This is a genomic window from Paenibacillus sp. FSL H3-0310 (assembly GCF_038002785.1).
Classification (GTDB): domain Bacteria; phylum Bacillota; class Bacilli; order Paenibacillales; family Paenibacillaceae; genus Paenibacillus_AQ; species Paenibacillus_AQ odorifer.
The window spans coordinates 1,238,644-1,263,483 of the sequence record NZ_JBBODC010000002.1; the positions used below are offsets into that span (position 1 = coordinate 1,238,644).

The window sequence follows — 24,840 nt, forward strand, 5'->3', positions numbered from 1 at the left end:
ACACCTTCTCCCACCCGGTTAACAGTTCTTTCATGTTACCTTGAATTTTATTCGTTGCCATATGATTATTTGTTCTACGACAACCGCTATTTGTTTAAGAGTCTTTCAACATATTCCTTCAAAATCCTCTATTTGTAAGCGTGGTTTTGCAAATTTTAAGGATGAGTTTCCCGGGAAACTAGGGTTGGACAGAATGACTAGCTTTTTTAACCTTAACTTGTGTTATAATCAAACAAACAATTTAAAGAGGAAATTATAGTTAAGGGGGATTTGTAAGTGGAAATAGGAATAAGCACGTTCGTAGAAACAACACCGGATGTTCAGACGGGTGAAGTGATAAGTCATGCGCAGCGATTGCGCGAGGTTGTAGAGGAGATTGTGCTTGCAGATCAGGTGGGTTTAGATATATTTGGCGTGGGCGAACATCATCGCAAAGATTATGCGGCGTCTTCTCCAGCAGTTTTACTGGCTGCGGCGGCCTCACAGACGACACGGATTCGGCTAACCAGTGCGGTTACAGTACTTTCCTCTGATGACCCCGTACGTGTGTTTCAGGATTTCGCTACCCTGGATGGAATCTCGAATGGACGCGCAGAGATCATGGCAGGCCGGGGTTCTTTTATTGAATCGTTCCCGCTGTTTGGGTATGATTTGAATCATTATGATGAGCTGTTCGATGAGAAGCTGGACTTGCTGCTCAAAATACGGGAATCCGAAAAAATAACCTGGAGCGGCGTGCACCGTCCTGCCATTAATAATCTGGGGATTTATCCGCGTCCCGTGCAGAATCCATTGCCAGTATGGATTGGTAGCGGAGGAAATACAGAATCCGTAATTCGTGCAGGTCTACTAGGATTACCGCTTGTGCTGGCTATCATTGGCGGCAGTCCGCTACAGTTTGCTCCGCTCGTGAAGCTCTATAAGAAGGCTGCAGCGCAAGCGGGACATGATGTATCGAAGCTGCCCGTTGCTTCGCACTCGCACGGCTTCATTGCAGAGGACAATCAGCAGGCTGCCGATATGTTCTTCCCTTCTACACAAGCTAGTATGAATGTTATTGGCCGGGAACGCGGATGGGGTCAATACACCCGTGCAAGCTATGATGCGGCACGTAGATTTGAAGGTGCCTTGTATGTAGGTGACCCAGAGACCGTTGCTGAGAAAATCATTCACCTGCGCAAGCAAGTAGGCATCACACGATTTATGCTGCATGTGCCGCTTGGCACAATGCCTCATAAGGATGTAATGAGAGCCATTGAGCTATTGGGTACCCAAGTAGCACCCATTGTTCGCGCTGAGATATCGAGATGGGAAGCAGAGGTTGAAGCTAAGTAGTAACTATGATCTTACTTAATTATTGAAGCTGTTGATAATGGAGGGGGAGATGGATATGACAGAGCACACTATAGCGAGCAGACTCGAAGCATTAGGAGTTGTTCTGCCTGAGGCTAGTGAACCGGCGGCAAAATACGCTAACTACGTAATTGTTAATGGTTTATGTTTTGTGTCGGGAAAAGGACCAGCGTGCCATCCCAAAGGGAAGCTGGGACAAGATTACACTACCAAGGAAGGCTACCATTTTGCACGTTTAACGGGTATAGAAATCCTTGCCGTCCTGAAGACAGCTTTAGGTTCTTTGGACAAAGTGAAAAGAGTAGTCAAAATTCAAGGCTTCGTTAATGCAGATCCCCTTTTTGAAGAACATCATAAAGTGCTTAATGGTTGTTCAGATTTAATGCTTGAGGTGTTCGGAGACAAGGGTGTTCATGCTCGTTCTGTATTGGGTGCTGTTTCTGTAAGGGATAATCTTCCGATCATTATTGATTCCATTTTTGAAGTTGAGGAACCTGTCTAGCCGGCTCCATGAGGCATATTTAAAAAGAGGACTATGATACCGAAAGGTGATCGTAGTCCTCTTTTTTTAGGTGCTTATGCCGTAGGTAGATGCTTACCCCAAAATTTGTAACAAAACTAATCACCCTTTTTTTAGTAACAATAGGTGTACATATCAATCAACGAGGTGATGACATCATGAAATTTCAAAAGAAAGCTATGTTACTTTTACTACTTACATCTATGCTCTATACTGCTCCGGCCTATGCGGCGACAACGCCTCAGACTCCGGTTACAGCCGTCTATCTGGATGATCAACAGCTACAATTGGGGGCTCAGCCCTTGTTAGTAAACGATACAGTACTAGTCCCTATGCGCAAGTTATTTGAAGCTCAGGGGGCAAAGATTACTTGGAATAATGATACCAAGACCGTTAAGGCAACCAAGGGAGACCTGGTGCTGACCTATCATATTGGTGATCAGGCAGCGAATAAAAATGGCCAGTCCTTAAGTGTAACGGTTCCCGGCCAGATTGCTGGCGGTTATACGATGATGCCACTGCGTTTTGTCAGCGAAGCTTTGGGCAGCACTGTGAAGTGGGATACCACTACTCGTGCCGTTCGTATCTACTCGGCAGTGGATTACGATACGACAATTCTATATGGGGTTAACCTGCGAAGTTTGCCAGACTCGTCAGCCCAATCAACGGTGCAGCAAATGTTGTCAGCAGGAGATAAGGTACATGTGGTTAGAGAAGTAGATGCTTTATGGTTAGAAGTGCGAACACAAGATAACAAGAGTGGCTATATATCTGCTAAACCCAAATATAGCAATTATACTAGTACGGCTCTTGTAGAGCGGCAGGGAAGCGAGCTGCTTGCTTACGGAGAAAAATATCTGGGAACACCTTATGAATTTGGTGCTGCTACTGACCAGACATCTACCTTTGACTGTTCTTCTTTTGTGGGACATGTATTTAAGGATGTGTTGGCAATTGACCTGCCACGTGTCTCTTACAATCAGGCCAAAGAGGGCAAAGAGGTTGGAATTAACGAGCTGCGCAAAGGGGACCTGTTATTCTTCAGTGCACGAGGACTCGATATTGGGCATGTGGCGATTTACGCGGGAAATAATCAGATCCTACATACGTACTCCAAGGAGCTTGGCGTTCATTATGAAGCCTTAAGTGACAAGTGGAAGAAACGTTTGGTCACGGCTCGCAGATTGTTTTAGCTAGGTAATAATTAGGCTATAATTATCACGGTGAAGAAAAGTTGAAATCCCCTCTCCATTAAAAATTATTTGCAGGCATAAAGACGGTTTTTGAGTCTCTTTTCCGTCTATGTTATGAGCTTGATGTTAAGGAGGAAAATAGTGACTTGTACGGACGCAGAACTGGTAGATAAGGTGTGTAAAGGTGACATGGATGCATTCAGTGTACTTATCGGCAAATATTCCAATGCAGTATACGGGGTTGCTTATGGTAAATTGGGTGATTTTCATACCGCACAAGACATTGCCCAAGAGGTTTTTGTTAAAACCTATCGCAAATTACCTAACTTAAAGGAGCCTGAGAAACTCGCCAGTTGGTTATATGCGGTTACTGCACGGGAATGCATGGATTGGTTTAGGTCAAATAAAAAGAAAACTGCTTACGAATTCATGCAAAAAATGGAGGTTCCGCAGCCAGAATCTACCGAAGATCAGCTGCTCAGAAAAGAACTCCAGCAAGATGTGTGGAAAGCCTTAAACACCCTATCAGAAGCTAACCGTATAGTCACAATTCTCTACTATATCGACAATTACAAGGTTAGGGAAATCGCCGATTTCCTTGATTTATCGAGCGAAGCTGTTGAGAGTAGACTCCGCAGATCAAGAGCGATCTTAAAAAGGGAGATGTTGAGTACAGTGAATAATAATCTTAGTGAAAACAAATTACAGGACGAATTTAAGAAGAGAGTCTTTCAGGATGAAAGAATGACTGAAACGAATTTTCGTCGTGTGGCTATGGGCCAAAGTGAATTTGATGATATTGATATGCATAAAACAAACTTCTCCAATGTAAATATGGAGGGGACCGGATTCGATAATATTAATATGAGCAGTACTACCTTTAATGACATCAATATGCATTCTGTTAAGTTTAATGAAGTGGGGCTGTGGGAAATAGAGGTTAGTAATAGTGAACTAGGGGAGGCTTATTTCCACGATATTCATTTGTACGGTAAAGGCAATAAGTTTGAGCGATGCCAGCTGAACGGGACATCCTTTGTAGATTGTGATCTTTCGAATGTGGATATAAGAGACTGCAATCTTTCAGGCGTCACAGTAAATGGGATTTCATTAGAGCTATTGTTAGACAGCTATAATAAAAGGAAATAGACTATATAAATCATAGATTTAATCCGAAACCACTTCTTTCTAGGAGTGGTTTTTGAGTTTAGGGTATAATGGATGAAGAGTGTACAGCACAACCTATAGGAGTGAAAAATAGATGAAGCGCATCACCATTTTAATTGCGGATGATGAGGCGGAAATTGCCGACTTGGTGGCCTTGCATTTGCAAAAAGAGGGGTATCATATCCTCAAAGTGTCCGATGGAAGGGCAGCGGTACAAGCCATTGAGTCGCAAACGATAGATTTGGCGATTCTGGATATCATGATGCCGGGGCTGGATGGTTACGAGGTCACCCGCCATATTCGGGAGCATCATCATCTGCCGATTATTTTTCTGAGTGCTAAAACTTCCGATCTTGATAAAATCACCGGACTGGTTATGGGCGCAGATGATTATATGACCAAACCATTTAATCCAATGGAGCTGGTCGCCCGGGTCAATTCCCAGTTGCGGCGCTCCATACAATTCAGTCAGCCCGCAGCCATACCTAAATCGGTGCTAGAGGTTCGGGGATTGATGATTTCACCGGATGAGCATACGGTTACTCTTTATGGTGAGGTTATTGAGCTAACTCCAAAAGAGTTTGATATTTTGCACTTATTGGTCAGCCATCCTAAGCAGGTGTTTAGTGCGGAGAACATTTTTCAACAGGTGTGGGGCGATGCTTATTATGAGAGTGGGAACACGGTCATGGTGCATATCCGTACCTTGCGCAAAAAGCTCGGTGAAGACATCAATAAGAATAAATTCATTAAGACGATCTGGGGCGTTGGATATACTTTTAATGGGTAAAGCTCGTGAAATTTATTTATTTTAAGAAAAACTTTATATTTGTCCCGCCTTTTCTTTAAAGTGTCTTCGTTATTCTATTCCTATCAAGGAAATGGGAGGACATTGCTGATGAAGAAGTGGGGCTTTTTGGCGTTGGTTGTGTTGTTGCTTGGGTATGCAGCGGCTCGTTATTTACCGAATACGGGTAATTTAGGATACGATGATAAGATTCGCAAAGAATCTATTAGAAATAACAATAGTTTAGAGGTAGTAACACAAGATCAAGTGTATCAAGGGGATTTGTTGCTGGTGAACAAACAATACCCGGTACATGAGGATAGTGTGAAGTCTGATATCGTGACCTTATATGAGCAGGCGGATCTGGTGCAGGGTTATGGGCTGCTGGATACCTCGATTCGTTTGTCTGAAAGTGTAGCGCATAAATTCAATAAGATGGTCAAAGCTGCCGAAAAAGAGGGTGTGAATCATTTTTTAATTAGCAGCGGGTACAGGGACTTTGAAGAGCAAGAGAAATTATATCAGGAAAAAGGTTCGGACTATGCTTTACCGGCGCAATATAGTGAACATAATTTAGGATTATCTCTGGATATCGGGTCGTCCCAATCAGAAATGAGTAAAGCGCCTGAAGGAAAATGGCTGCAAAAAAATGCCTGGAAATACGGCTTTATTCTCCGCTATCCGAAAGACAAAACCGAGATTACGGGGATAAAATATGAACCCTGGCATTTCCGTTATGTAGGGTTGCCGCACAGCGCCATTATTCATGAGAAGGGGCTTGTGCTAGAACAATATTTGGATTTCTTGAAAGAGAACAAAGAGATTTCAACAACAGTAGACGGCAAAGCTTATACAGTAAGTTATTTTCCGGTATCCAAATACACTACGATCAAAATTCCACAGGAAGGGCAATATATGACGTCAGGCGATAACATGGATGGCATAATTGTTACTACATATTAATGACTAAAGAGCCGAAAAAAAAGTCTGCTATAAACCTTTTGCTGGCAGCGATATTTATCGTCTATATGTATTTTTTAATCCGAATCATTTTATTTAAAGGTGCACCGGTGAACTTATTATCGCTTTGGGAGCAAGCGGGACGTATGTTTGAACATCCAGACCGGATTTTTAATCGGCGAGGCAACTATATCCCTTTTAAGGAGATCTCCCGGGGGATGGACGAGCTGTCGCTTTCAGATCCTTTTTCATCGATTAATTTAGTAGGGAATTTGTTAGCCTTTATTCCGTTTGGGATCTTGGTGCCCATGCTGTTATCGCAAAAAGTAAGGCTGTTTCGAAGAGTTTTCTTCCTCTCGCTGGCGCTGAGCTTCTGTTTTGAATTCACACAATTAGTATTGTATATCGGCACCTTTGATGTGGATGATCTTATTTTGAACACTGGCGGCGGGGTGGCTGGTTACTGTATCTATAGACTGTTGACTTCTTTCGGATGGATTGCATCTATATCAAAGCGGTGTTAGTATTTGTGGATATAGATCTAGGGTAGAAGGGGCATGGTATGAAAAAGCGTATTTCGGATATTGTTTCCATCATTGTAGGAGCTTTGTTATTCTCCTTGGCCGTTAATTTGTTTGTGATTCCGAACGAGTTCGGTGAAGGCGGGGTCACGGGACTGACTATGATTACTTACTATTTGTATCAGTGGTCACCCGGTATTATTAGCTTGATTCTTAACGCTTTATTATTAATTGTGGGGTACAAATTTCTAGACAAAACTACGACGGTATACACGATTATTGCGGTGTTTTTCAATTCGTTATTCCTGATTCTTACGAAAAATTGGAATATTGGCAGCGATGAGTTGATAATTAATGCAATATTCGGGGGTATCTTCTCAGGTGTGGGTATCGGGCTAATTATACGAGTGGGTGGAACGACTGCAGGGTCAACCATCATCGCCAGAATCCTACATAAATATTTGGACTGGAATGTTAGTTACGCGCTACTGCTCGTTGATTTAATTGTGGTGTTCGCTTCGTATTTCATCATTGGAGTACAAAGTCTGATGTTTACGATCGTGATGCTCTATGTAGCCACTAAGATAATGGACTTCATTATTGAGGGAGTGAACCCTAAGAAGGCTGTTACGATTGTATCCCAAGAGCAGGACAAAATTGCTGAACAGGTTAATGGAATTATGGATAGAGGCGTCACAGTAATATATGGCCGTGGGTACTATACCAAGACACCTAAAGAGCTGCTGTATATTGTGATTAGCAAGCAGGAAGTGACTATGCTTAAGAAAATCGTCAAATCCATTGATAAAGAGGCGTTTATTACCATCCACGATGTACGAGATGTATTCGGAGAAGGTTTTGTGGAGCTGTCAAAATAATAAGATAAAAAGCTATCCCGGAAGCTATAATGGCTGCTTGGATAGTTTTTTTGATTTCGGGTACGTTATTGTGATGGATATCATTGCAATTATTGAATCGTTCACATTTTTTCAATTTCCCGTGTGATTGAACGCACACTATGGGATGTTCAGCTTCTATATGCTTTTTATAGAGGAATTAATTTATCGCAGGAAAGAGGGTATTTAGATGTTAGATCAACAAACCATTGAAATCATAAAATCAACGGTGCCCGTATTGCAGGTTCATGGGAAGACCATCACAACTACTTTCTATGGCATGTTATTTGAAAATCATCCGGAGTTACTAAATATATTTAATCATGCCAACCAACGGGAAGGTAAACAGCAGACTGCACTTGCTAACGCCGTACTCGCGGCGGCAATGAATATTGATCAGCTGGGAAATATTTTGCCTGTGGTAAAACAGATTGCGGAGAAACATCGGGCATTGGGAGTATTACCTGAACATTATCCCATCGTAGGTGAGACTTTGTTAGCTGCTATTGGGCAAGTACTTGGCGATGCGGCGACGCCGGAAATTATTGATGCTTGGGCAAAGGCGTATGGCGTGATCGCAGATGCCTTTATTGGTGTCGAAGCAGAGAAGTATCGTGAAGCTGCCGAAATTCCCGGGGGTTGGAGTGGATTTAGAAACTTTGTGGTTACTAAGAAGGTTAAAGAAAGTGAACTTATTACTTCCTTCTACCTTTCTCCTGAGGATGGAGGGGCTATAGCTTCTTACTTGCCGGGTCAATACATCACGGTTCGTGTTCAGCCTGAGGGCGAGGAATACACCCATGTTCGCCACTATAGTTTGTCCAGTGCGCCGGGACAGTCGTATTACCGCATCACAGTTAAACGGGAAGGTGAAGGGCCGGATAAACCAGCTGGAGTCGTATCTACTTTCCTTCATGATGTCGTACAAGTGGGAGCTATATTGGAAGTAAGCTCGCCAGCAGGTGATTTCGTACTAAATAAAGATAGTGATCGTCCAGTGGTTCTTATCAGTGGCGGGGTTGGACTAACCCCTATGGTAAGTATGCTGGAGACATTAATTGCTACGCAGCCAGAACGAGAGGTAACGTACATTCATGCAGCCATCAATGGAAGCTTGCATGCTATGAAAGAAATGGTGGCGGATTTGGAGCAGTCCCATCCTACCCTACGATCCTATGTATGTTATGAAACTCCAAGTGAAGGAGATACGTTCCATAAAACAGGTTATATTGATCTAGCTTGGTTGCAAGAAGTAACAGACGTAAACTCTGAATTCTATTTCTGCGGACCGACTCCTTTTATGAAGGCGATATATAAGGCTCTTAAGGAATGGAAGGTGGCTGAAGACAGAATTCATTATGAATTCTTCGGCCCGGCTGGAAGTTTGGAAGCCTAAGCTGTAAAACCAAAAGAGCGTCCCAGTCCTAATGACTGTGACGCTCTTTTTTACAATAGAAGTTTATTTGAAGGCAGCGAATGGGTTAGTTCCCTTTGGTAATATTGAACTGAAATTAAAGGTGTACGTAGGAATTCCAGCCGCATAAGGGGCAATTTCATACTGTTGGTAGAAGATTGCAAGGCCACTCTCGGAAACGTAGAAGTTTGGTTTTTCTGTTAGTCCGCCAGGTGTATCTGGAAAAGCTAGCTCCTTGGTGCTTTCCTTCAACATTTTATCTAATTTTTGTTTGTAGTTTGGCTCTGCCTTCAGCAGGTCCTTAAGTTCAATTGGTTTGCCGTCTTTCAGCGAGAAGGTAAATCCTTCACGAAGGGCTCCACCATGAGCTCCACCAGTATAGCCATATTGATCAGTCACGATGCTCAGAACCCCTTCACGGTTAAAGGAGACAACAAAAGTTTGAGAGAAGTCATATTTATTCTCTATAGTACCATCTCTACGGCTAGCCTGTTCTTCACTCTCTGCGACGAATTGTTCAGCTTGCTTTTTGAAGATCGCATTAATCTTAGTCTGCACTTCATCCGTTAAGCCACTGATTTTTGGATACTGTACTTTGATACTGGCATTTTTATTGCTCTTATCTAAGGTTTCAGAGGTGATTTTGATGTCATTCATTACTTTTTTACTTAGATCAAGTGATTTCAATGAAGGATTATAAACGCCTTGCACTCCTAAATAGTCAGACAACAGTTTGAACGGAACATAAATCCGGTCGTTGATGACCTTCACATCATGACTGCCGGTCATGCTATAAATGTAATAGCCATTCAGGGTTGTAATAACACCGTAATCTGAGACCTCCATGTCCAGCTTCATGGAATCGCTGCCTACACTATAAGTTTTGGTGCTTGCATTATAGTTAATGGAGAGGCCAAAAGCATCCCGTAGTACAGTTAAAGGGATCATGGTATTGCCGTTTACTATTTTCGCTTGCTGCGATAAGGTCTGGCCTTTATATTTAAGCACTACAGAGGGTTGCTGTGCGGCTTGTTTTACCGTATTTCCTCCGGTAGTTGCGGCTTGAACTGAAGTTCCTCCTACTAGTCCCGACCCTCCAAGCAATACTCCAGCAGCCAAGATGGCTGAGGTCCATTTCATACTTTTATTCATAACTTAATCTCTCCTTCCCAAGGATGGGCTTATGTAGTTGCAATATGATATTTTTTCCTCTATCACTCCTACAATTATACCTAGGTCCCAAATAGATTTGATTACAAAGGCGGTTACAGTGTTGTTGCATAGATATGCAAAAGGTATATACTTTTTAACCATTTTGTACGATTAAGACACTAGCATTAAGAATGTAAGGTAATTACGGTGAGCTCGGGGCGACAATTAAAACGAACAGGCATACGAGTTACTCCTATCCCGCGAGTGGTATAGACCTGAAGTTGGCTGTTGGGCAGTTGATATAATCCACTTGAATATTTACTTCCGTGAGGCGGGGTATATAAAGCTCCGACAAATGGAAGCCGCACTTGGCCTCCGTGGCTATGGCCAGACAATTGCAGATCTATAGGCAGCTTGCAAAAGTCATCGGCGAAATCAGGTTCATGGGCCAGGAGAATTGTGCAAGCCTCTTCCGGGATATGAAGCAGCGCTTGGGCGATGTCTGCTTTTCCGACCCAAGGATCATCTATTCCGGCAATATAGAGCTTGTCCGTACCTTGGGTTAGGACGATATGTTCATTATGGAGCACGTGGAAGCCCGATTGTGTTAGCCCTTTCGTTACAACCTTTCTGGTCCCAAAAGCATCATGATTGCCTAATACGGCAAATTGTCCAAAAGGAGCCCGCAACTGAGAGCACAAGGCTACGGCTTCTGAAATATAATCGGCTGAATGATCTAATAAATCGCCGGTGAAGCAGATCAGATCTGGCTTTACATGTTGAATTTGCTGCGCTAGCTCCGTTAAAGCTTGCGGCTTGGAATATACCCCCTGATGTAAATCGCTAAAATGAACGATACGAAATTTATCGAAGGCTGGAGAAAGTCTAGGGAGTGTAATATCTACGTATTTGATTTCCAGCCAGTAGGGTTCGATCCAATGTGAATAGATACCGGATGCACCAGCTGTTCCAAGAAGGCCTAGAGTTACTTGAGCGCTTTTCTGTAGAAATTGTCGTCTGCTAATAGTATTCATAAACAAATCATACGCGGGGATTGTTACTCTACTATGACAATATTCATTTAATAACCCATTGTGACGATAAAACTACATATACATTTTTTTTATATGGGAGATGAAGAGATGAGTATTATCGATGCCTTAGTCCTCGCAGCACCTTATTTCAAAAAGATTCACTCGCAGGATATTATGATTGGAATCACGGACAGGGAGATCTTCCATTATTACGCACCAAGTAAAGTTATTGATCTCGGATTGGTTAAGGGTAACCCTATCCCTCCTGAAGATCTGTCGCTTTCAAATGGACTGAAAGGTATAGCAAGCTCTAACCGAATCCCAGCAGAAATTTATGGAGCTCCTGTAATCTCAACATGTGTACCTATCTACGGAACGGATGATGATGTAATCGGGGTTTTTGCCATTGCCTATACACTAGAGAACGAGAATAAGCTTGAAGGATTCACAGATGAGATTAATGAGATAAGCAGTCATCTAATGGAGATGGTGCAGAGCGTAGCTGCCCAATCTCAGGAATTATCAGCAACCTCGCAGCAAATATTAGATAATACGCGTAGAGCCGTAACAGAATCACAAGAAGTGAATAAGGTTGCCGGCTTCATTCGTGAGATTTCTGAGCAGACGAACCTGCTTGGGCTGAATGCCGCAATCGAAGCCGCGCGTGTAGGAGAGCAAGGGGCAGGTTTTGGGGTGGTTGCTACGGAAGTACGCAAACTGTCCGTTAACACTAAAGAAGCAACCCATAATATTGAAAAATCACTGAGTGATGTTCAAAAGTCCATTAAGCAAATGGAGCAAGAAATTGAAGCGATCTCTGCTTCTTCACACTCACAAGCAGAATTGGTCACTGAATTCAGCGGTGTCATTGAGCGCCTGAATAAAGCGAGTAATGAAATGACGTCCTTTATGCAATCCATTATCCAGTAGATAGTGAATGCATAAGATGACTTCACCCAAACCATGCTAGAAGAGAACAGGCGCATTTCAGAAGGGAGCGTATTTCATTTATGAAACAACCCGATTCCAGTCTGCAAGCGAATGACAATGTAACTCAAGCCAAAAATTCTTTGGGCAAGCTTCATTTCTCTGTCTCTCAGGCACTTAGTCATCCAACAGAACAGACTTTGGCACAGGCTGAGAACCGCCTGGCACATACTGAGCAGGCGATTCAGCAAGCTCAGGACTGGCTAGGTCCTCAAGGTGTGGAGTTGGCTGAAGAACTGTTGACCGAGGATAAGAGCAGACTTGCCTCATTGAATAAGCAAGGGAAACGTTCAGAGCGCTAAATGTTCCTGCCACAACCTGTGAAGCTCCAAGCTTCACGGGTTGTTCTTATGCGCTTTTCCCTGAAAGATGTGGCATAGGAAGAGGGATGTTATACTGGATTGAGAGTTTAAGCAAGGGTTTAGATGGGGGATAAGGGATATGAATGGCAAGCACATCGAAGAATTAACCCGGCAGGCGGAAGCTTTCATTCGACAATGTTACGCTGAACTAGACAAGTCTGAAGCCGAGACGGATCATCGCATCCTAGCCGTACATGAGGAAATTAACCAATCAGGCAGTTACACACATACAACGGAAGAATTAGCGCATGGTGCAAGAATGGCCTGGCGCCACAATAGCCGCTGCATTGGGCGTCTTTTTTGGCAATCCATTGAGTTGATCGATGAACGCCAAGCGGAGACTGAGGAACAAGTTGCTGAAGCGTTGCTGCGACATCTGGAAAAGGCGAACAACGGAGGACGTATTCGTTCACTCATCACGGTCTTCCGCAGCGGAGAAGATCCGAATCAGCGGATTCGGATCTGGAACCACCAATTGATTCGTTATGCCGGGTATCCTGGCGATGAAGAACACGGACGCGCTGGCGATCCGGCATCGGATGAATTCACAAAAATGTGCCAGCAACTAGGTTGGCAAGGAACAGGTGGCGATTATGATGTGTTGCCGTTAGTGATCAGTATTGGCAACGGGCATCCTTACGTTTTCCCTATTCCTGATCACCTCATTCAGGAGGTACCGTTAACACATCCTGAAATTGAACGTTTTGCTGAGCTTCAGCTCCGTTGGTATTCTGTACCCATTATCACGGATATGCAGTTGGAAATTGGCGGTATTCTGTACACGGCTGCTCCTTTTAACGGTTGGTACATGGAGACTGAAATCGGCTCGCGTAACTTGGGGGATACTGGACGATACAACACTTTGCCGGCTATAGCTGATGTGATGGGACTGGATCGCTCCAGCAACACAACGCTTTGGAAGGATCGGGCGCTTCTTGAGCTGAATCGCGCAGTGCTGCATTCCTTCAAGCAAGCAGGTGTCAGCATCGTGGATCACCATACAGCAGCAGATCAATTTGTTCGATTCCAGCAACAGGAGAACGAGCAGGGGCGCCAAGTCTCAGGGCGCTGGTCCTGGCTGATTCCGCCTATGTCACCTTCGTCTACACCGATTTGGCATGATCGTACGTTAAAAGAATATGATTTCAGCCCTCGTTTTCTTTATCAACAATCACCCGTCGCAACCTGCCCGTTTCACTAGCTAACGAAGGCAGTATATAGGTCGCAACTTGAATCTGGATAGAGGCATTTTCCTCGGAAATGTCTCTTTTTGTTTGACTATAGAAAAAGCGCCAAGTTCCCCTTCTAAGGAAACTGGAGCTTTTTAGGCTTTTAAATGATCCAGAAAAATTTGTTTAAGCAGCTCAAGCTGATCGTCGGAGTCTAGATCCGATTCCAGCAGGAGAATGTTTTTTTTCATCGTTAGTTTTCTGGAAAAGAGGGCAAAGCTATTCATGAGCGTAATTAAGGTTTCTTTTACGGGGAGACCCGCACGAATAGAGCCGTCTTCTACCCCATTTTGAATGATCCTGGAGTATTCATGCCAAATTTTGCGGTTGAGTGCATTGAAGCTCAGAACATCCTCAACAGGTTCACTTGAGTGTGAGGCGTAGCTTTCGAAATTGACCATAAAAATAATACTTAGATGATTTTGATCCTGAATAAAGAAATCAAATAATTTCTCGATTTGTTCAAGACAAGTAAGGGGCAAGTCAGCTACGTATTTAAAATGATCGAGCATAGGCTCCAGCATTCGGGTGGCTACAGCCACTACGAGTTTTTCTTTTCTGGGAAAATAGCGAAATAACGTCGCAATCCCGATATTGGCTTCGCTTGCGACATCTTGCATCGTCGACTTTTCGATTCCTTTTTGTGATAATACTCGTTCTGCGGATTCGAGGATCGTAATTAATCGTTGCTGTTTACCATCGGATCTTTCTTTTTCGTATCGTGTTTTAGGATTCATGAGGGCTAGACCCTTCCATTTTTTGATTGGGATTTTCAATTATTAGTATTATATCCACCGTTTATTGGATTAAGCAAGGAGTGGTTGTAGTTCTTTTGCAAAAATGATATGATGTATATCACGGTGATAGTGTGACTATCATCACTCAAATATTATATCACAATACGATTATAGAGGAGACCTAATTATGAATCGTCTAACTAATAAAGTAGCAATTATTACAGGTGCAGGCAGCGGTATGGGCCGTGAAGAAGCCCTTTTATTGTCCAAAGAGGGTGCTACAGTTGTAGCCACTGATATTAACGAGGCTGCCGTACAAGCAGTTGTGAAGGAAATTGAAGCAAATGGTGGACAAGCAGCAGCTTATGCACATAATGTGGCTTCCGAAGAAGACTGGATCAAGGTTGTAGAAGATGTGATTAGCAAGTTCGGGAAAATCGACATTTTGGTAAACAATGCAGGGATCTCATTCCCGGTTCAATTGCTCGAATCCACTGTTGATCAATGGAACAAAGTAATGAACATCAACGTGAGCAGCGTATTCCTTGGCATGAAGCATGTTGTTCCTCAAATGAAGAACAATAAAGGTGGTTCCATCGTTAATATTTCATCCATCGCAGGTTTGACTGGCAGCAGCGGTGCTGGTGCTTATACAGCTTCTAAAGGTGCAGTTCGTATGCTAAGTAAAGCAGCAGCTGTAGACTTTGGTAAAGATAACATTCGTGTGAACTCTGTTCACCCAGGATTTATCGAAACCCCAATGAGTGCTGAATTTGTAAATAACGAAAAAATGCATAGCTTCTTTATGTCTCAGACTGCGCTGCCACGTGTTGGTCGTGCTTCTGAAGTAGCTGAAGCTGTATTGTTCTTGGCTTCTGATGAAGCTTCTTACATTACAGGTGTTGAGCTGCCGGTTGATGGCGGAGTTGTAGCTAAATAATAGCTAATTAAGAAACATTAAGAAGCCGTCCCATACGTAGATTTTCTCTACGTACGGGATGGCTTCTTTTGCTGTTTTAGGCCCATTTCTACCGAACATTAGCCTACACCCCTGCATACCATATAGCACTCGGATAGTAGGAGAAGGGTGTGGTGCAGAGATGGGCATCCAGTTAACAGCGCTCCATTATGTATATCTGGCATTTATCGTATTTATAATGGCACTTCTGATCAAGAGACGGGACACAACGATGATCTGTATTGCGGGCATCTTTGTACTTGGGTGGTTAGCCACAGAAACTGTCAGTGGTTCGGTCACAGGTGTATTCAACTCTTTTGTATATGCAACCAAGGAGCTAATGGGTACGATCATGATTATTTCGATCATAGTAGCCATGAGCCGGGTATTAACACGCACGGGGATTAACGAAATCATGGTTGCTCCACTTACCCGCTTTTTGCGCACACCGTTCATAGCCTTTTGGGGGATCGGTCTGATTATGATGGTCACCTCATGGTTCTTCTGGCCTTCACCCGCAGTGGCCTTGATCGGGGTTGTGCTGCTGCCGGTTGCCATTCGAGTGGGACTGCCGGCTCTTGGAGCGGCGATGGCAATGAATTTATTTGGCCACGGGATTGCGCTCTCAGGTGATTACATTATTCAAGGTGCACCTAAACTAACAGCAGATGCGGCCGGACTTCCGGTGACCAGTGTCATGGAGGCGAGTGTTCCGCTTGTAATTGTTATGGGCGTGGTGACTACGATAACGGCGTATTGGATGATGCGCAGAGATCAGAAGAAGGGAACTTGGCGAGACGGGCTTATTGCCGGGAAAAGTGCCGTGAGTGCGTTATCTGCAGAGAATGATACGGCAGAAGATCCAGCGGTGATTCATCCAGCATTGAAACAATGGCTGGCCATCGCCATTCCCATCCTGTTTTTAGCCGATGTAGCAGGCATGTTCCTGCTCGATTTGCAGGGTGGAGACGCAACTGCCTTAGTTGGTGGTACTGCGGTATTCATTCTGGTTGTAGTAACCTTGTTGGCACATCGTAATAAAGGATTGGAGCAAGTAACCTCTTATCTGATTGATGGACTTACGTTTGGCTTCAAAGTATTTGGTCCTGTGATACCGATTGCCGCTTTTTTCTATCTGGGGGATTCGGCGTTTGCTGAATTATTCGGCAAGGTGCTGCCCGCCGCATCTCAGGGGATTGTAAATGATCTAGGGGTCGCTCTAGCGCATAACGTTCCTCTGAACGGCGCAGTGGGTGCTGTGACCGCAACTATAACCGGAGCCATTACAGGCCTAGATGGTTCAGGGTTCTCGGGCATTTCACTTGCTGGGTCTATTGGGAAATTGTTTGCGGTGGCCACACATTCCGATGCGGCGACTTTAACTGCGCTGGGTCAGGTAGCTGCAATTTGGGTAGGTGGAGGCACGCTGATTCCGTGGGCATTGATTCCGGCCGCCGCTATTTGCGGAGTAAGCCCCTTTGAGCTGGCGAGACGGAATGTTAAGCCTGTACTCATTGGGCTGGTAGTCACGACGATTGTCGCCATGTTTCTGGTGTAGAGGCTGGATAACTATAGGAAACTAAAAAAAGGCTGCCGAGAAGATCTCGGGCAGCCTTTGGGTGTCTTTAATGTATCCCTTTCATAAAATTCTGAATTTTGGAAGAGAATAGGAAGAGGATAAGCGCAAGGATAAGGGCCACTCCACCAATTACTCCAAAGTACATCATTTCGGTATCCGGGGTATAGAACTTCACAATTTGAGCATTAATTGCTTGAGCAGCGGCATTCGATAAGAACCACATACTCATCATTTGAGCGGTAAAAGCCGCCGGTGCCAGTTTGGTCGTTGCTGATAAGCCCACAGGGGACAAGCATAACTCCCCGATTACGATGATAAAATAGCTGAGTACCAGCCATAATGGATTCACAAGTGAATTAGCTCCACCGAAATAAGCAGGTACTAGAATCACCAAGAAGGATAAACCGGCAAACAATAAACCAAGCGAGAACTTTTGCGGAATCGAGGGTTGACGGTTACCGAGCTTTAACCACAACCAGGCAAATATAGGTGCAAGAGTGATAATAAACAGCGGGTTAAGCGATTGGAACCAAGCAGGAGAAATGTGTAAGCCTGCAAAATCCAATTGGGTCCGTTTATCAGCAAAACTAGCAAGAACTGTAGAAGTCTGCTCTTGAATCGCCCAGAACATAATCGATGCGATAAATAAAGGAATGTATGCGAGAATTCTTGACCGTTCAACGGCTGTTGTTTTGGGACTGCGGTACATCATAATGAAATACATCGTAGGAATAAGTAAGCCTAATACCCCTACTATTTTTATTAATGTTTCAAAGGTAAGCACTCCGGTAAGAATGCCGATCGTAATCAAAATCGCAAGTACAACTAATCCTACACCAATCCAAGTAAAGATCTTTTTCTTCTGATCTGCAGGAATAGGGTTGTGTACAATCGTACCGGCCAAACCCAGATTTTTTGTGCGAGTCATAATATAAACGACTAGTCCAACAAACATTCCGACTGCGGCAATCGAGAAACCTAGATGGAAATTATTCATGCCTACTGCGCCAACAATTAGTGGGGAGAGAAATCCTCCCAGGTTAATACCCATATAAAAAATGCTGAAGGCAGCGTCACGGCGGTTATCCTGCTCGCTATAAATTTCGCCGACAATACTTGAAACATTGGGTTTCAGTAGACCCGTTCCGAGTACGATTAAAACCATCGAAGCAAAAAACAATGTGGTATTGCCTGGAATAGCCAGTAGTATATGCCCGAACATGATTAAAACGCCGCCGTAGAAAACAGCCCTCGAAGTCCCGAGGAGCCGATCCGCAAGCCAGCCTCCAATGATCCCTGACATATATACAAGCGAACCATAGATAGACATAATAGAAAGTGCCATATCTTCAGGTAATCCGAGACCGCCTTGGCTCACTTCATAATACATGTAGTAGACAAGGATAGCTCGCATGCCATAATAAGAGAAACGCTCCCAAAATTCTGTGAAGAAAAGGGTGAAAAGTCCCTTAGGATGTCCGAAGAAACCCTTTTGCGGGACGCTATCTACTATTTTTTGCCGGTCTGTTACTGCCATGAATCAAATCCTCCTAGATGACAAATATCTATATATCATGATGCAAACGCCTCTATTTTATTTATAATCCTCTCCTGTCTAAGACCGCAACCCTTGGGCAGGAAGGTTTTGAATAATGCTATATTTTTTAGTAATATTTCCATTAGATCAATCGAACTTGCTTTTATTGTATTTATTTGACTGCGCCAGATTGAATGGTCTTACTTAGCGATTTATGATACTATTTACTCCTATATAGAAAGAGGACGTGAGCTAATGATCAACATAACGATTCCAAAAGCGGATGTTAGTATTACTAAACAAATTAACCCGCAGTTAAGCAATATTTACGGATTTACGGACTTTCACCTGATTCCGAGAGATTACGGCGGTATCTTTATGTTCTACAATGATCAGGATGAGTTGTTGTTTGTAGGTAAAGCGAGAAAGCTAAGACCAAGAATTAAAAAACATTTTGAAGACACCGTATCTGACATCAAGCAACATCGGGACGAGGTCACCAGAATTGATGTGTGTTTGATCGAAAGTCCAGTTCATAGAGAGATCTACGAAACCTATATCATTAATGAACTGAAATCTAAATACAACGTAGATAAAGTGATGTTTAGATAAAAGTAAGACCCAGGCACCGTCCACGTGATGGTGCTTTTTTGTGTTCTGAGAATAGTTGCGAATGAAATGGAAGTAAAGGTGCACAATATACAAGATATTCAAATCCATCACTGTTCACAAGGAGATAGGTCATATTGAAAAATAAGTATTTGATGTTGAAGCTAACCTTATTGTGTATGTTTCTGGTTGTAAGTGTTACACCTACAATTGCCGATGCTGCAGCAGCTAAAGAGAAAAAGAGCTCCCACAAGCAATGCTTAACCCCCTCCGTAATTGAGCTTAAGGATAATCTTAGGAAGTTATGGATCGATCATGTGGTATGGACAAAGAACTACATTGTTAGCGCCTTTGCAGATTCTGAGGACAAGGATAAGGTACTGGCAAGGCTGTTACAGAATCAACAGGACATAGGGGATGTCTTTAAACCGTATTACGGTGAGGCAGTTGGAGATAAGCTGGCTCAATTATTGCGGGAGCATATTCTTATTGCCGGAAAAGTTCTAGGTGCTGTAAAGGCTGGAAATCAGGCCGATGTGGAAAAATACAATAAAGAGTGGTATGCCAACGCTGATGACATTGCTAAGTTTCTTAGTAGCCAGAACCCCAAATATTCTTATGAACAATTAAAGGAAATGCTTCATGAACATCTGGAATTGATTACTGATGACGTGACAGCTAGAGTTAAAAAGGATTGGGATGCCGAAATTGCCGCATTTGATAAAGGGCTGGAACATATGATCATGTTCGCAGATATCTTAACCGAGGGATTGATCAAACAATTTCCCGATAAATTCAATTGAAATCAAAGCACCCGAAGGGGTGCTTTTTTTATTTTGCAGAAGAGAATAGGTCTTTAGGTGCATTTCAGAAAGTTAGATATAAAGGCTCACTTACATACAAGATAAGTAAACTATAATAGACTCGTGGGCACTCGACATTTTTTGACATTTTTTTATAATTGAGGTGATAAAATCGATGATTTCCCCCTTTTTTAAAAAGAAAGATTCAGTGGATAAGCAATCCAAGTCGGATATGGTTCAAAAGGTACAATTATTAGATGAACAGGTCGAAGAAATAGAAGAAAAGACCTCAGACGAGACTTTAGCTGGATTGGTTACTACAGGCAAAGCTCAGCTTGATAAAAAATCACTCGATTTGATCTTCTCCGTGGAGCAGATTATTCAGGCCAGACAACATGCGGAGACCAATATTAATGAACTTCAGGATCGGTTAACCCATTCCAGCAGTCATGTGGAGCGCTTAAACCGGGATATGAAGAACCTCAATAAGGTTATTGAGGAAAGAGAAAAGAATGTCCGCGAGCTTGAGCATAAGTTGATTGAGAGAAATTTGAAGGTCGATCAAGTGCTGGAGGATTACCGGGAGCTTCAAACTACGCTCACAGCTGAGATTGAGGAATTGAAGAGTACCATTGAGCTGGAGCAGCAAAAATATGTAAATTTGATTCAAAAACATAACGAAGCCCATGCAGAGAAACTCAAAAAGATGAATGATCTGGAAGAGAAAATCGGACGGGTTGAGATTGAGAATGCACATCTAAAACAAAAGTACGATACGATTCGCCAAGAAAAGGCGTATCTCTCGGGTATGATCAGCGATTTCACCAATCGGATGACGGTTCCTTTTGGGAGTGGCAGTAGTCTGACGGATCGAAACGATGGAAACGGAGATACATAGGATTCATGGCATCTAAGGAACCGGACACCATTCTAATGATTGAGTTACTGTCGCTTGAGCATGAACAGGCCGGTTATCAGATTGAGGTAGGTCTAACCCGTAATGTTGGGTACGCAAGAAGCAAGCTCACCATAGATGAATTTACATACGAACAATTGAAGGCGCTAGGTCCCTTTTCTGGAGGGAGAATGAGATTGTCGCTGTATCCGAAGTGGGATCCGTTTCGGAATAGTTACTACAGCACGCTGATTATAATGAACAGAGCTTACAGCGAAACATTGTATTTTGCCTGTTCTGAAAATTATGTAACCCAACTTCTTCAATTAAAGCAGCAGGACTATCCTCAAGCAGAAGAGGAGAGGGTAGTTCAGACCATGCTTCCCTCTACAGAACCAGGGCATAGGATAAGCAGAAAGAAGACCAAACGAATTGGACTGGTTGCACTGCTGTGTCTCATGTTCGCTTGTTTGATATTTGTGTTACCTCTGCGAATGGATGGACAACTCGTAGATAGTGCTGAAGCGCTGGAGGAACCCGTATTAGGGGCCGACTCTGAGCCATTACTTTCGGTACCGTTCGTTACCTTAGCGCAGACGATATCGGTTCATAACCAGCAAGCCGAGCCTACACCAGAACCTTCAGTCCCTCCTCAAGAACAGACATTACCGTACGAAAAGTATGAATTACCCGAGAATGAATTTTTGTATAGTTTGCCGAAGGGTTATGTTGCCTTGTCATTTGATGATGGGCCGTCAAAGTATACGAAAGAGATCGTAGATATTCTAGTAGAACATAAGGTGGCTGCCACCTTTTTATTCATTGGGAATAAGGTAGCTCATAATGCGGAAGCCGTTAGGTATGCTAATGAGCATAAGATGTCGGTTGGGAGTCATTCGTGGGATCATAGCAAAATGACTGCTAATGGCGTTGAGGAGAACCGGATTAACTTGGCGAAGACTAATCAGGCGCTGGAGCAAATTACACAATCACCGATTACTATTTTTCGGCCGCCATATGGGGCGATTGATGACAAGTTAACCGCCAAGGTGACGGAACAGCAGATGAAGGTATTATTGTGGAATCGTGATCCCGAGGATTGGAACGTCAAGAACCCAGAGGATATTCTTCAATATGTTCATCATGCCGATCCGTCCGGCGGAGTCTATCTATTTCACGAAAAGAAGATTACTGTAGAAGCTTTGCCCGCTATCATTAAGTATTTCCAAGAGAAAAACCTGAAATTTGTTGTTTTTAAATAGAATCAGAGAATCCATGTTATTGCAGAATAAAAGTGGCTGTTACAGGGTTGTGATCACTGTGTTCGAAGGATAACTCATGACCCTGTACGCCGCTTATGCTGACGTTTGGTGAGACTAGAAAGCCATCAATCACTGCGCGGAAATTCACACCTTCTGTATAGGCAACATCGAGCGTCCGGACGGAGGGTACCTTGGCATCTACAGCCCACTGAAAGCCCTGTTGAAAATGTTCAGGGAATTCTTGCAGCCATTGCGGCCAATCCTGCGTTGTCTCGAAAGCATCAGGAGCTGTACCCGGAAGGGAATGGTTCCAATCTCCCCCTAAGATGAGGTAGTTCCCTTTGTCATTCTCCTTCTTGATATAAGCCGATAAATACTCCAATTGCTGTTTGCGAATCGTTCCGCCTTGGTCAAAGGCTGATAAATGAAGATTGACTAGAATCAGTTCTTTTCCATTATCAACGGGGAATCTGCTCTCCACAAAAGCACGGTCGAGATCAAACTGTTGGCGAGGCCAGGTTTCTTTGCCCGGGAGATCATATCTAATATTACTTGTGCTGTTAAAACGGGATAAAGTTAATAAACCGCTGTTCACCGAGCCCATCGGATCAAGAACAGGAAGCGGTACCCAAGGTACCTTGTAGTTGGTCGCGAAAACATTGCTGTAATCAGCGAACTTATTCGACAAGTAAGAGACTTCATCTATACCGTTGCTACGGGAAGAATCGATGTCGACCTCCTGCAGCATGAACAGGTCCGAGTCTGTAACTGTCATAAGGGACGCTACGGCCTCAAGGTTTATCTTCGTTTGTTCCCTACTGCTTGAGCGTGACTTTGTTCCGCCATCCATAAAGAAATCTTGGCCTTTATCCAACCCGGCGTAGCCAATATTAAAGGTAGTTACAGAAAAGGACTCTCCCTGCTTCATTACTTGCTGCGGATTATTGTTTACAGTAAGTGTAGTAATCTCCTGTGGTTTATAGTCAGTGAGAGTAATATACACTAAAAAACCGCCAAGGATTAGAACGGCAGCTAGAAGGGTGAGGCTGATTGCTTTTATTCTTGTTGAACCCATATGATTCCATCGCTCCTTAGATACATGTTCATAGAACAGACTTTAATGGTGTAAACTTCGACACAACCCAATAACTCCCCTTGTTTTAATAAAAAAAATTTGAGACAATGAGTAGTGATGTTCTGAACTTTAACGTTTTGAAAAGAGGATAACGAATGAATATAGAATCCATTTATGGATTAACTTTTGATCAACTGGCGGCATGGCTGTTAGAACGTGGACATAAAAAGTTTCGGGCTACGCAGGTCTGGGATTGGCTTTATCGGAAGCGGATTACAGACTTTTCGGAAATGCTCGATGTAAATAAAGATTGTGTAGAATTATTAGAGCAGAATTTTGTCATTCATACCTTGGAAGAACATGTGAAGCAGGAATCTGCGGATGGAACGATTAAGTTCCTGTTCCGTCTAAAGGATGGCAACCTGATCGAGACCGTGCTTATGAGACAGAAATACGGCTTGTCTGTATGTGTAACCACGCAAGTGGGCTGCAATATCGGCTGCAGCTTCTGTGCAAGTGGGCTATTGGCGAAGAGCCGGGATCTCTCCAGCGGAGAGATTGTGGAGCAGATTATGAAGGTCCAGCAGCATCTGGATACGGCGAACCTGGATCAAAAGGTCAGTCACGTCGTAGTGATGGGCATTGGCGAGCCATTCGATAACTTCAAGAACCTGCTCGATTTCCTGGCGATTGTCAAAGATCACAAGGGACTAGCAATTGCGGGTAGAGGGATTACCGTATCAACGAGCGGATTGGCTAACAAAATCGTTGAATTTGCGGATGCGAATACGCAGGTGAACCTGGCGGTTTCTTTGCATGCCCCTAATAATGAACTGCGGACGCAGATCATGAAGATTAACAAGGCCATTCCAATAGAGAAGCTAATGGAGTCTATAGATTATTATTTGGAGAAAACCAAGCGGAGAATTACGCTGGAATACATTCTGATGAAGGATGTAAACGACGGCAGAGAGCATGCGCTTGAACTGGCCGAGCTGATTGGCGATCGACGCCCGCTCGTCAATGTGAATTTGATTCCTTATAACCCGGTGGATGAACACAGCCAATATCAAAGAAGCGAGCGGGAGACGGTGCGGGCCTTTTTTGATACCTTGAAGAAGCAGGGTGTCAGCGTAAGCACTCGTCTGGAGCATGGTGTGGATATTGATGCTGCCTGCGGACAGCTGCGAAGCAAACAAATCAAGAAATCCAAAGCCATGGCTTGACGGACTACCTCGACAACAATATGTTACTTTTTGTGATACAATGACGTGGCAGGTATTAGGAAAAGAGGTTGATTGAGTTATGTTGACATTTACGGGCTATAATGTGGAGAATGTAAAAGATCCTTTCGGTATACTAACCGGTAAACGGTATGAATTTGTCGTTCAACTGGACGTTCCAGAGGATGATGAGCTGTATGTAGAGAACGGAGTATCCGCTAGAGCGATTATTAAGGTGGATGAAGATCAAGTCAGCATCGTAAGTTATGATCTACAGGAGACAACTTCAGGTCAACTGCTCGATTTCGATATGGAAGAGGACGAGGAAGAAGCGTTACTCCTTTTTTGTAAAGAGCATTTGCCAGAATAATTAAGCAGCATTGACCTCCTTGCCCAATGTTCAATTGTGGCAGGGATTTTTTTAAAATATAAGCATTTATATGTTTTGTACTTTAAAGTATCTTTATATTTCTACGAGAAATGGTTGTCGTCCTTTAAGGACGACAATGTTGTTTCTTCTTGTAAGATCTTTCGCAAGTTTGGGATATATCGGTTAAAATATTATAAAGCATCCAAAATAGGAGTTG

25 protein-coding genes are annotated in these 24,840 nt (G+C 43.4%); 20 read left to right on the forward strand and 5 right to left on the reverse strand.

All coding sequences use genetic code 11. The features are described from left to right. The first annotated feature begins 276 nt into the window (after window positions 1-276). From MHH63_RS24945 to hmpA, 9 genes are all read left to right on the forward strand, one after another. Window positions 277-1,335, forward strand: a complete 1,059-nt coding sequence (locus MHH63_RS24945; RefSeq protein ID WP_076124143.1) for an LLM class flavin-dependent oxidoreductase — start codon at window positions 277-279, stop codon at window positions 1,333-1,335. Between the two features lie 55 nt (window positions 1,336-1,390). After that, the gene (locus MHH63_RS24950; protein ID WP_341143668.1) at window positions 1,391-1,855 is read left to right on the forward strand and encodes a RidA family protein; all 465 of its coding nucleotides are present in this window, start codon (window positions 1,391-1,393) and stop codon (window positions 1,853-1,855) included. A gap of 176 nt (window positions 1,856-2,031) precedes the next feature. Then, entirely contained in the window at window positions 2,032-3,066 is a 1,035-nt protein-coding gene (locus tag MHH63_RS24955) for a C40 family peptidase (protein WP_339188926.1), read from the forward strand. 141 nt (window positions 3,067-3,207) lie between these two features. Continuing rightward, window positions 3,208-4,215: a sigma-70 family RNA polymerase sigma factor gene (locus MHH63_RS24960; RefSeq protein WP_076124138.1), complete on the forward strand. Its 1,008-nt coding sequence runs from the start codon at window positions 3,208-3,210 to the stop codon at window positions 4,213-4,215. A 112-nt stretch (window positions 4,216-4,327) separates the two neighbouring features. Further along, the gene (locus MHH63_RS24965) at window positions 4,328-5,023 is read left to right on the forward strand and encodes a response regulator transcription factor (RefSeq protein WP_076124136.1); all 696 of its coding nucleotides are present in this window, start codon (window positions 4,328-4,330) and stop codon (window positions 5,021-5,023) included. A gap of 108 nt (window positions 5,024-5,131) precedes the next feature. Further along, window positions 5,132-5,983: a M15 family metallopeptidase gene (locus tag MHH63_RS24970; RefSeq protein WP_076124134.1), complete on the forward strand. Its 852-nt coding sequence runs from the start codon at window positions 5,132-5,134 to the stop codon at window positions 5,981-5,983. Beyond that, window positions 5,983-6,504, forward strand: coding sequence for a VanZ family protein (locus MHH63_RS24975; protein ID WP_076181860.1), 522 nt, complete (start codon window positions 5,983-5,985; stop codon window positions 6,502-6,504). Before MHH63_RS24970 ends, MHH63_RS24975 begins: the two co-directional genes overlap by 1 nt. A gap of 38 nt (window positions 6,505-6,542) precedes the next feature. Further along, complete coding sequence (locus tag MHH63_RS24980) at window positions 6,543-7,379, forward strand: YitT family protein (protein WP_248548919.1); 837 nt, start codon at window positions 6,543-6,545, stop codon at window positions 7,377-7,379. Between the two features lie 208 nt (window positions 7,380-7,587). Then, a complete protein-coding gene (hmpA, locus tag MHH63_RS24985; RefSeq protein WP_076181862.1) occupies window positions 7,588-8,793 on the forward strand; it encodes an NO-inducible flavohemoprotein in 1,206 nt (401 codons plus the stop codon). Window positions 8,794-8,856: 63 nt separating this feature from the next. On the opposite strand, the gene MHH63_RS24990 is transcribed toward hmpA, so the two are convergent. Both MHH63_RS24990 and MHH63_RS24995 read right to left on the reverse strand, forming a co-directional pair. After that, on the reverse strand, window positions 8,857-9,963 hold the full coding sequence (locus MHH63_RS24990) for a PdaC/SigV domain-containing protein (protein ID WP_076301504.1): 1,107 nt from the start codon (window positions 9,961-9,963) through the stop codon (window positions 8,857-8,859). Window positions 9,964-10,148: 185 nt separating this feature from the next. Next, on the reverse strand, window positions 10,149-10,997 hold the full coding sequence (locus MHH63_RS24995) for a metallophosphoesterase (RefSeq protein WP_341172209.1): 849 nt from the start codon (window positions 10,995-10,997) through the stop codon (window positions 10,149-10,151). Between the two features lie 108 nt (window positions 10,998-11,105). Here MHH63_RS24995 and MHH63_RS25000 point away from each other — a divergent pair, with 108 nt between their 5' ends. From MHH63_RS25000 to MHH63_RS25010, 3 genes are all read left to right on the forward strand, one after another. After that, entirely contained in the window at window positions 11,106-11,927 is an 822-nt protein-coding gene (locus tag MHH63_RS25000; RefSeq protein WP_036682244.1) for a methyl-accepting chemotaxis protein, read from the forward strand. 80 nt (window positions 11,928-12,007) lie between these two features. Then, the gene (locus MHH63_RS25005) at window positions 12,008-12,286 is read left to right on the forward strand and encodes a hypothetical protein (RefSeq protein ID WP_038573810.1); all 279 of its coding nucleotides are present in this window, start codon (window positions 12,008-12,010) and stop codon (window positions 12,284-12,286) included. 139 nt (window positions 12,287-12,425) lie between these two features. Next, window positions 12,426-13,547 (forward strand): nitric oxide synthase oxygenase, encoded by a 1,122-nt coding sequence (locus tag MHH63_RS25010; RefSeq protein ID WP_076282175.1) that lies wholly within the window; start codon window positions 12,426-12,428, stop codon window positions 13,545-13,547. Window positions 13,548-13,670: 123 nt separating this feature from the next. Here the strand turns inward: MHH63_RS25010 and MHH63_RS25015 are convergent, their stop codons facing one another. Then, a complete protein-coding gene (locus MHH63_RS25015) occupies window positions 13,671-14,312 on the reverse strand; it encodes a TetR/AcrR family transcriptional regulator (RefSeq protein ID WP_076105092.1) in 642 nt (213 codons plus the stop codon). Between the two features lie 187 nt (window positions 14,313-14,499). Between MHH63_RS25015 and MHH63_RS25020 the strand changes: the two genes are divergently transcribed. Both MHH63_RS25020 and MHH63_RS25025 read left to right on the forward strand, forming a co-directional pair. Further along, window positions 14,500-15,252, forward strand: coding sequence for an SDR family NAD(P)-dependent oxidoreductase (locus tag MHH63_RS25020; RefSeq protein WP_038573803.1), 753 nt, complete (start codon window positions 14,500-14,502; stop codon window positions 15,250-15,252). 160 nt (window positions 15,253-15,412) lie between these two features. Next, on the forward strand, window positions 15,413-16,828 hold the full coding sequence (locus MHH63_RS25025) for a hypothetical protein (protein ID WP_076132753.1): 1,416 nt from the start codon (window positions 15,413-15,415) through the stop codon (window positions 16,826-16,828). A 67-nt stretch (window positions 16,829-16,895) separates the two neighbouring features. Here MHH63_RS25025 and MHH63_RS25030 read toward each other — a convergent pair whose 3' ends face one another. Further along, window positions 16,896-18,386 carry a peptide MFS transporter gene (locus MHH63_RS25030; protein ID WP_076124120.1) on the reverse strand — a complete coding sequence of 497 codons (1,491 nt, stop codon included), beginning with the start codon at window positions 18,384-18,386 and terminating at the stop codon, window positions 16,896-16,898. A 255-nt stretch (window positions 18,387-18,641) separates the two neighbouring features. Here MHH63_RS25030 and MHH63_RS25035 point away from each other — a divergent pair, with 255 nt between their 5' ends. The 4 genes from MHH63_RS25035 to MHH63_RS25050 all read left to right on the forward strand — a co-directional run bounded on the left by MHH63_RS25035 (window position 18,642) and on the right by MHH63_RS25050 (window position 21,955). Continuing rightward, a complete protein-coding gene (locus tag MHH63_RS25035; RefSeq protein ID WP_036682230.1) occupies window positions 18,642-18,998 on the forward strand; it encodes a nucleotide excision repair endonuclease in 357 nt (118 codons plus the stop codon). A 134-nt stretch (window positions 18,999-19,132) separates the two neighbouring features. After that, the gene (locus MHH63_RS25040) at window positions 19,133-19,798 is read left to right on the forward strand and encodes a glycosyltransferase (protein WP_175617270.1); all 666 of its coding nucleotides are present in this window, start codon (window positions 19,133-19,135) and stop codon (window positions 19,796-19,798) included. A 175-nt stretch (window positions 19,799-19,973) separates the two neighbouring features. Beyond that, window positions 19,974-20,696, forward strand: coding sequence for a hypothetical protein (locus MHH63_RS25045; protein WP_076124118.1), 723 nt, complete (start codon window positions 19,974-19,976; stop codon window positions 20,694-20,696). Between the two features lie 5 nt (window positions 20,697-20,701). Beyond that, window positions 20,702-21,955, forward strand: coding sequence for a polysaccharide deacetylase family protein (locus MHH63_RS25050; protein ID WP_339281507.1), 1,254 nt, complete (start codon window positions 20,702-20,704; stop codon window positions 21,953-21,955). Between the two features lie 16 nt (window positions 21,956-21,971). On the opposite strand, the gene MHH63_RS25055 is transcribed toward MHH63_RS25050, so the two are convergent. Then, window positions 21,972-23,030 (reverse strand): endonuclease/exonuclease/phosphatase family protein, encoded by a 1,059-nt coding sequence (locus MHH63_RS25055; RefSeq protein WP_076181878.1) that lies wholly within the window; start codon window positions 23,028-23,030, stop codon window positions 21,972-21,974. 155 nt (window positions 23,031-23,185) lie between these two features. Between MHH63_RS25055 and rlmN the strand changes: the two genes are divergently transcribed. Beyond that, on the forward strand, window positions 23,186-24,256 hold the full coding sequence (gene rlmN, locus MHH63_RS25060) for a 23S rRNA (adenine(2503)-C(2))-methyltransferase RlmN (RefSeq protein WP_076181880.1): 1,071 nt from the start codon (window positions 23,186-23,188) through the stop codon (window positions 24,254-24,256). A gap of 79 nt (window positions 24,257-24,335) precedes the next feature. Continuing rightward, window positions 24,336-24,623 carry a DUF6509 family protein gene (locus tag MHH63_RS25065; protein ID WP_036682221.1) on the forward strand — a complete coding sequence of 96 codons (288 nt, stop codon included), beginning with the start codon at window positions 24,336-24,338 and terminating at the stop codon, window positions 24,621-24,623. The last annotated feature ends 217 nt before the right edge of the window (window positions 24,624-24,840 follow it).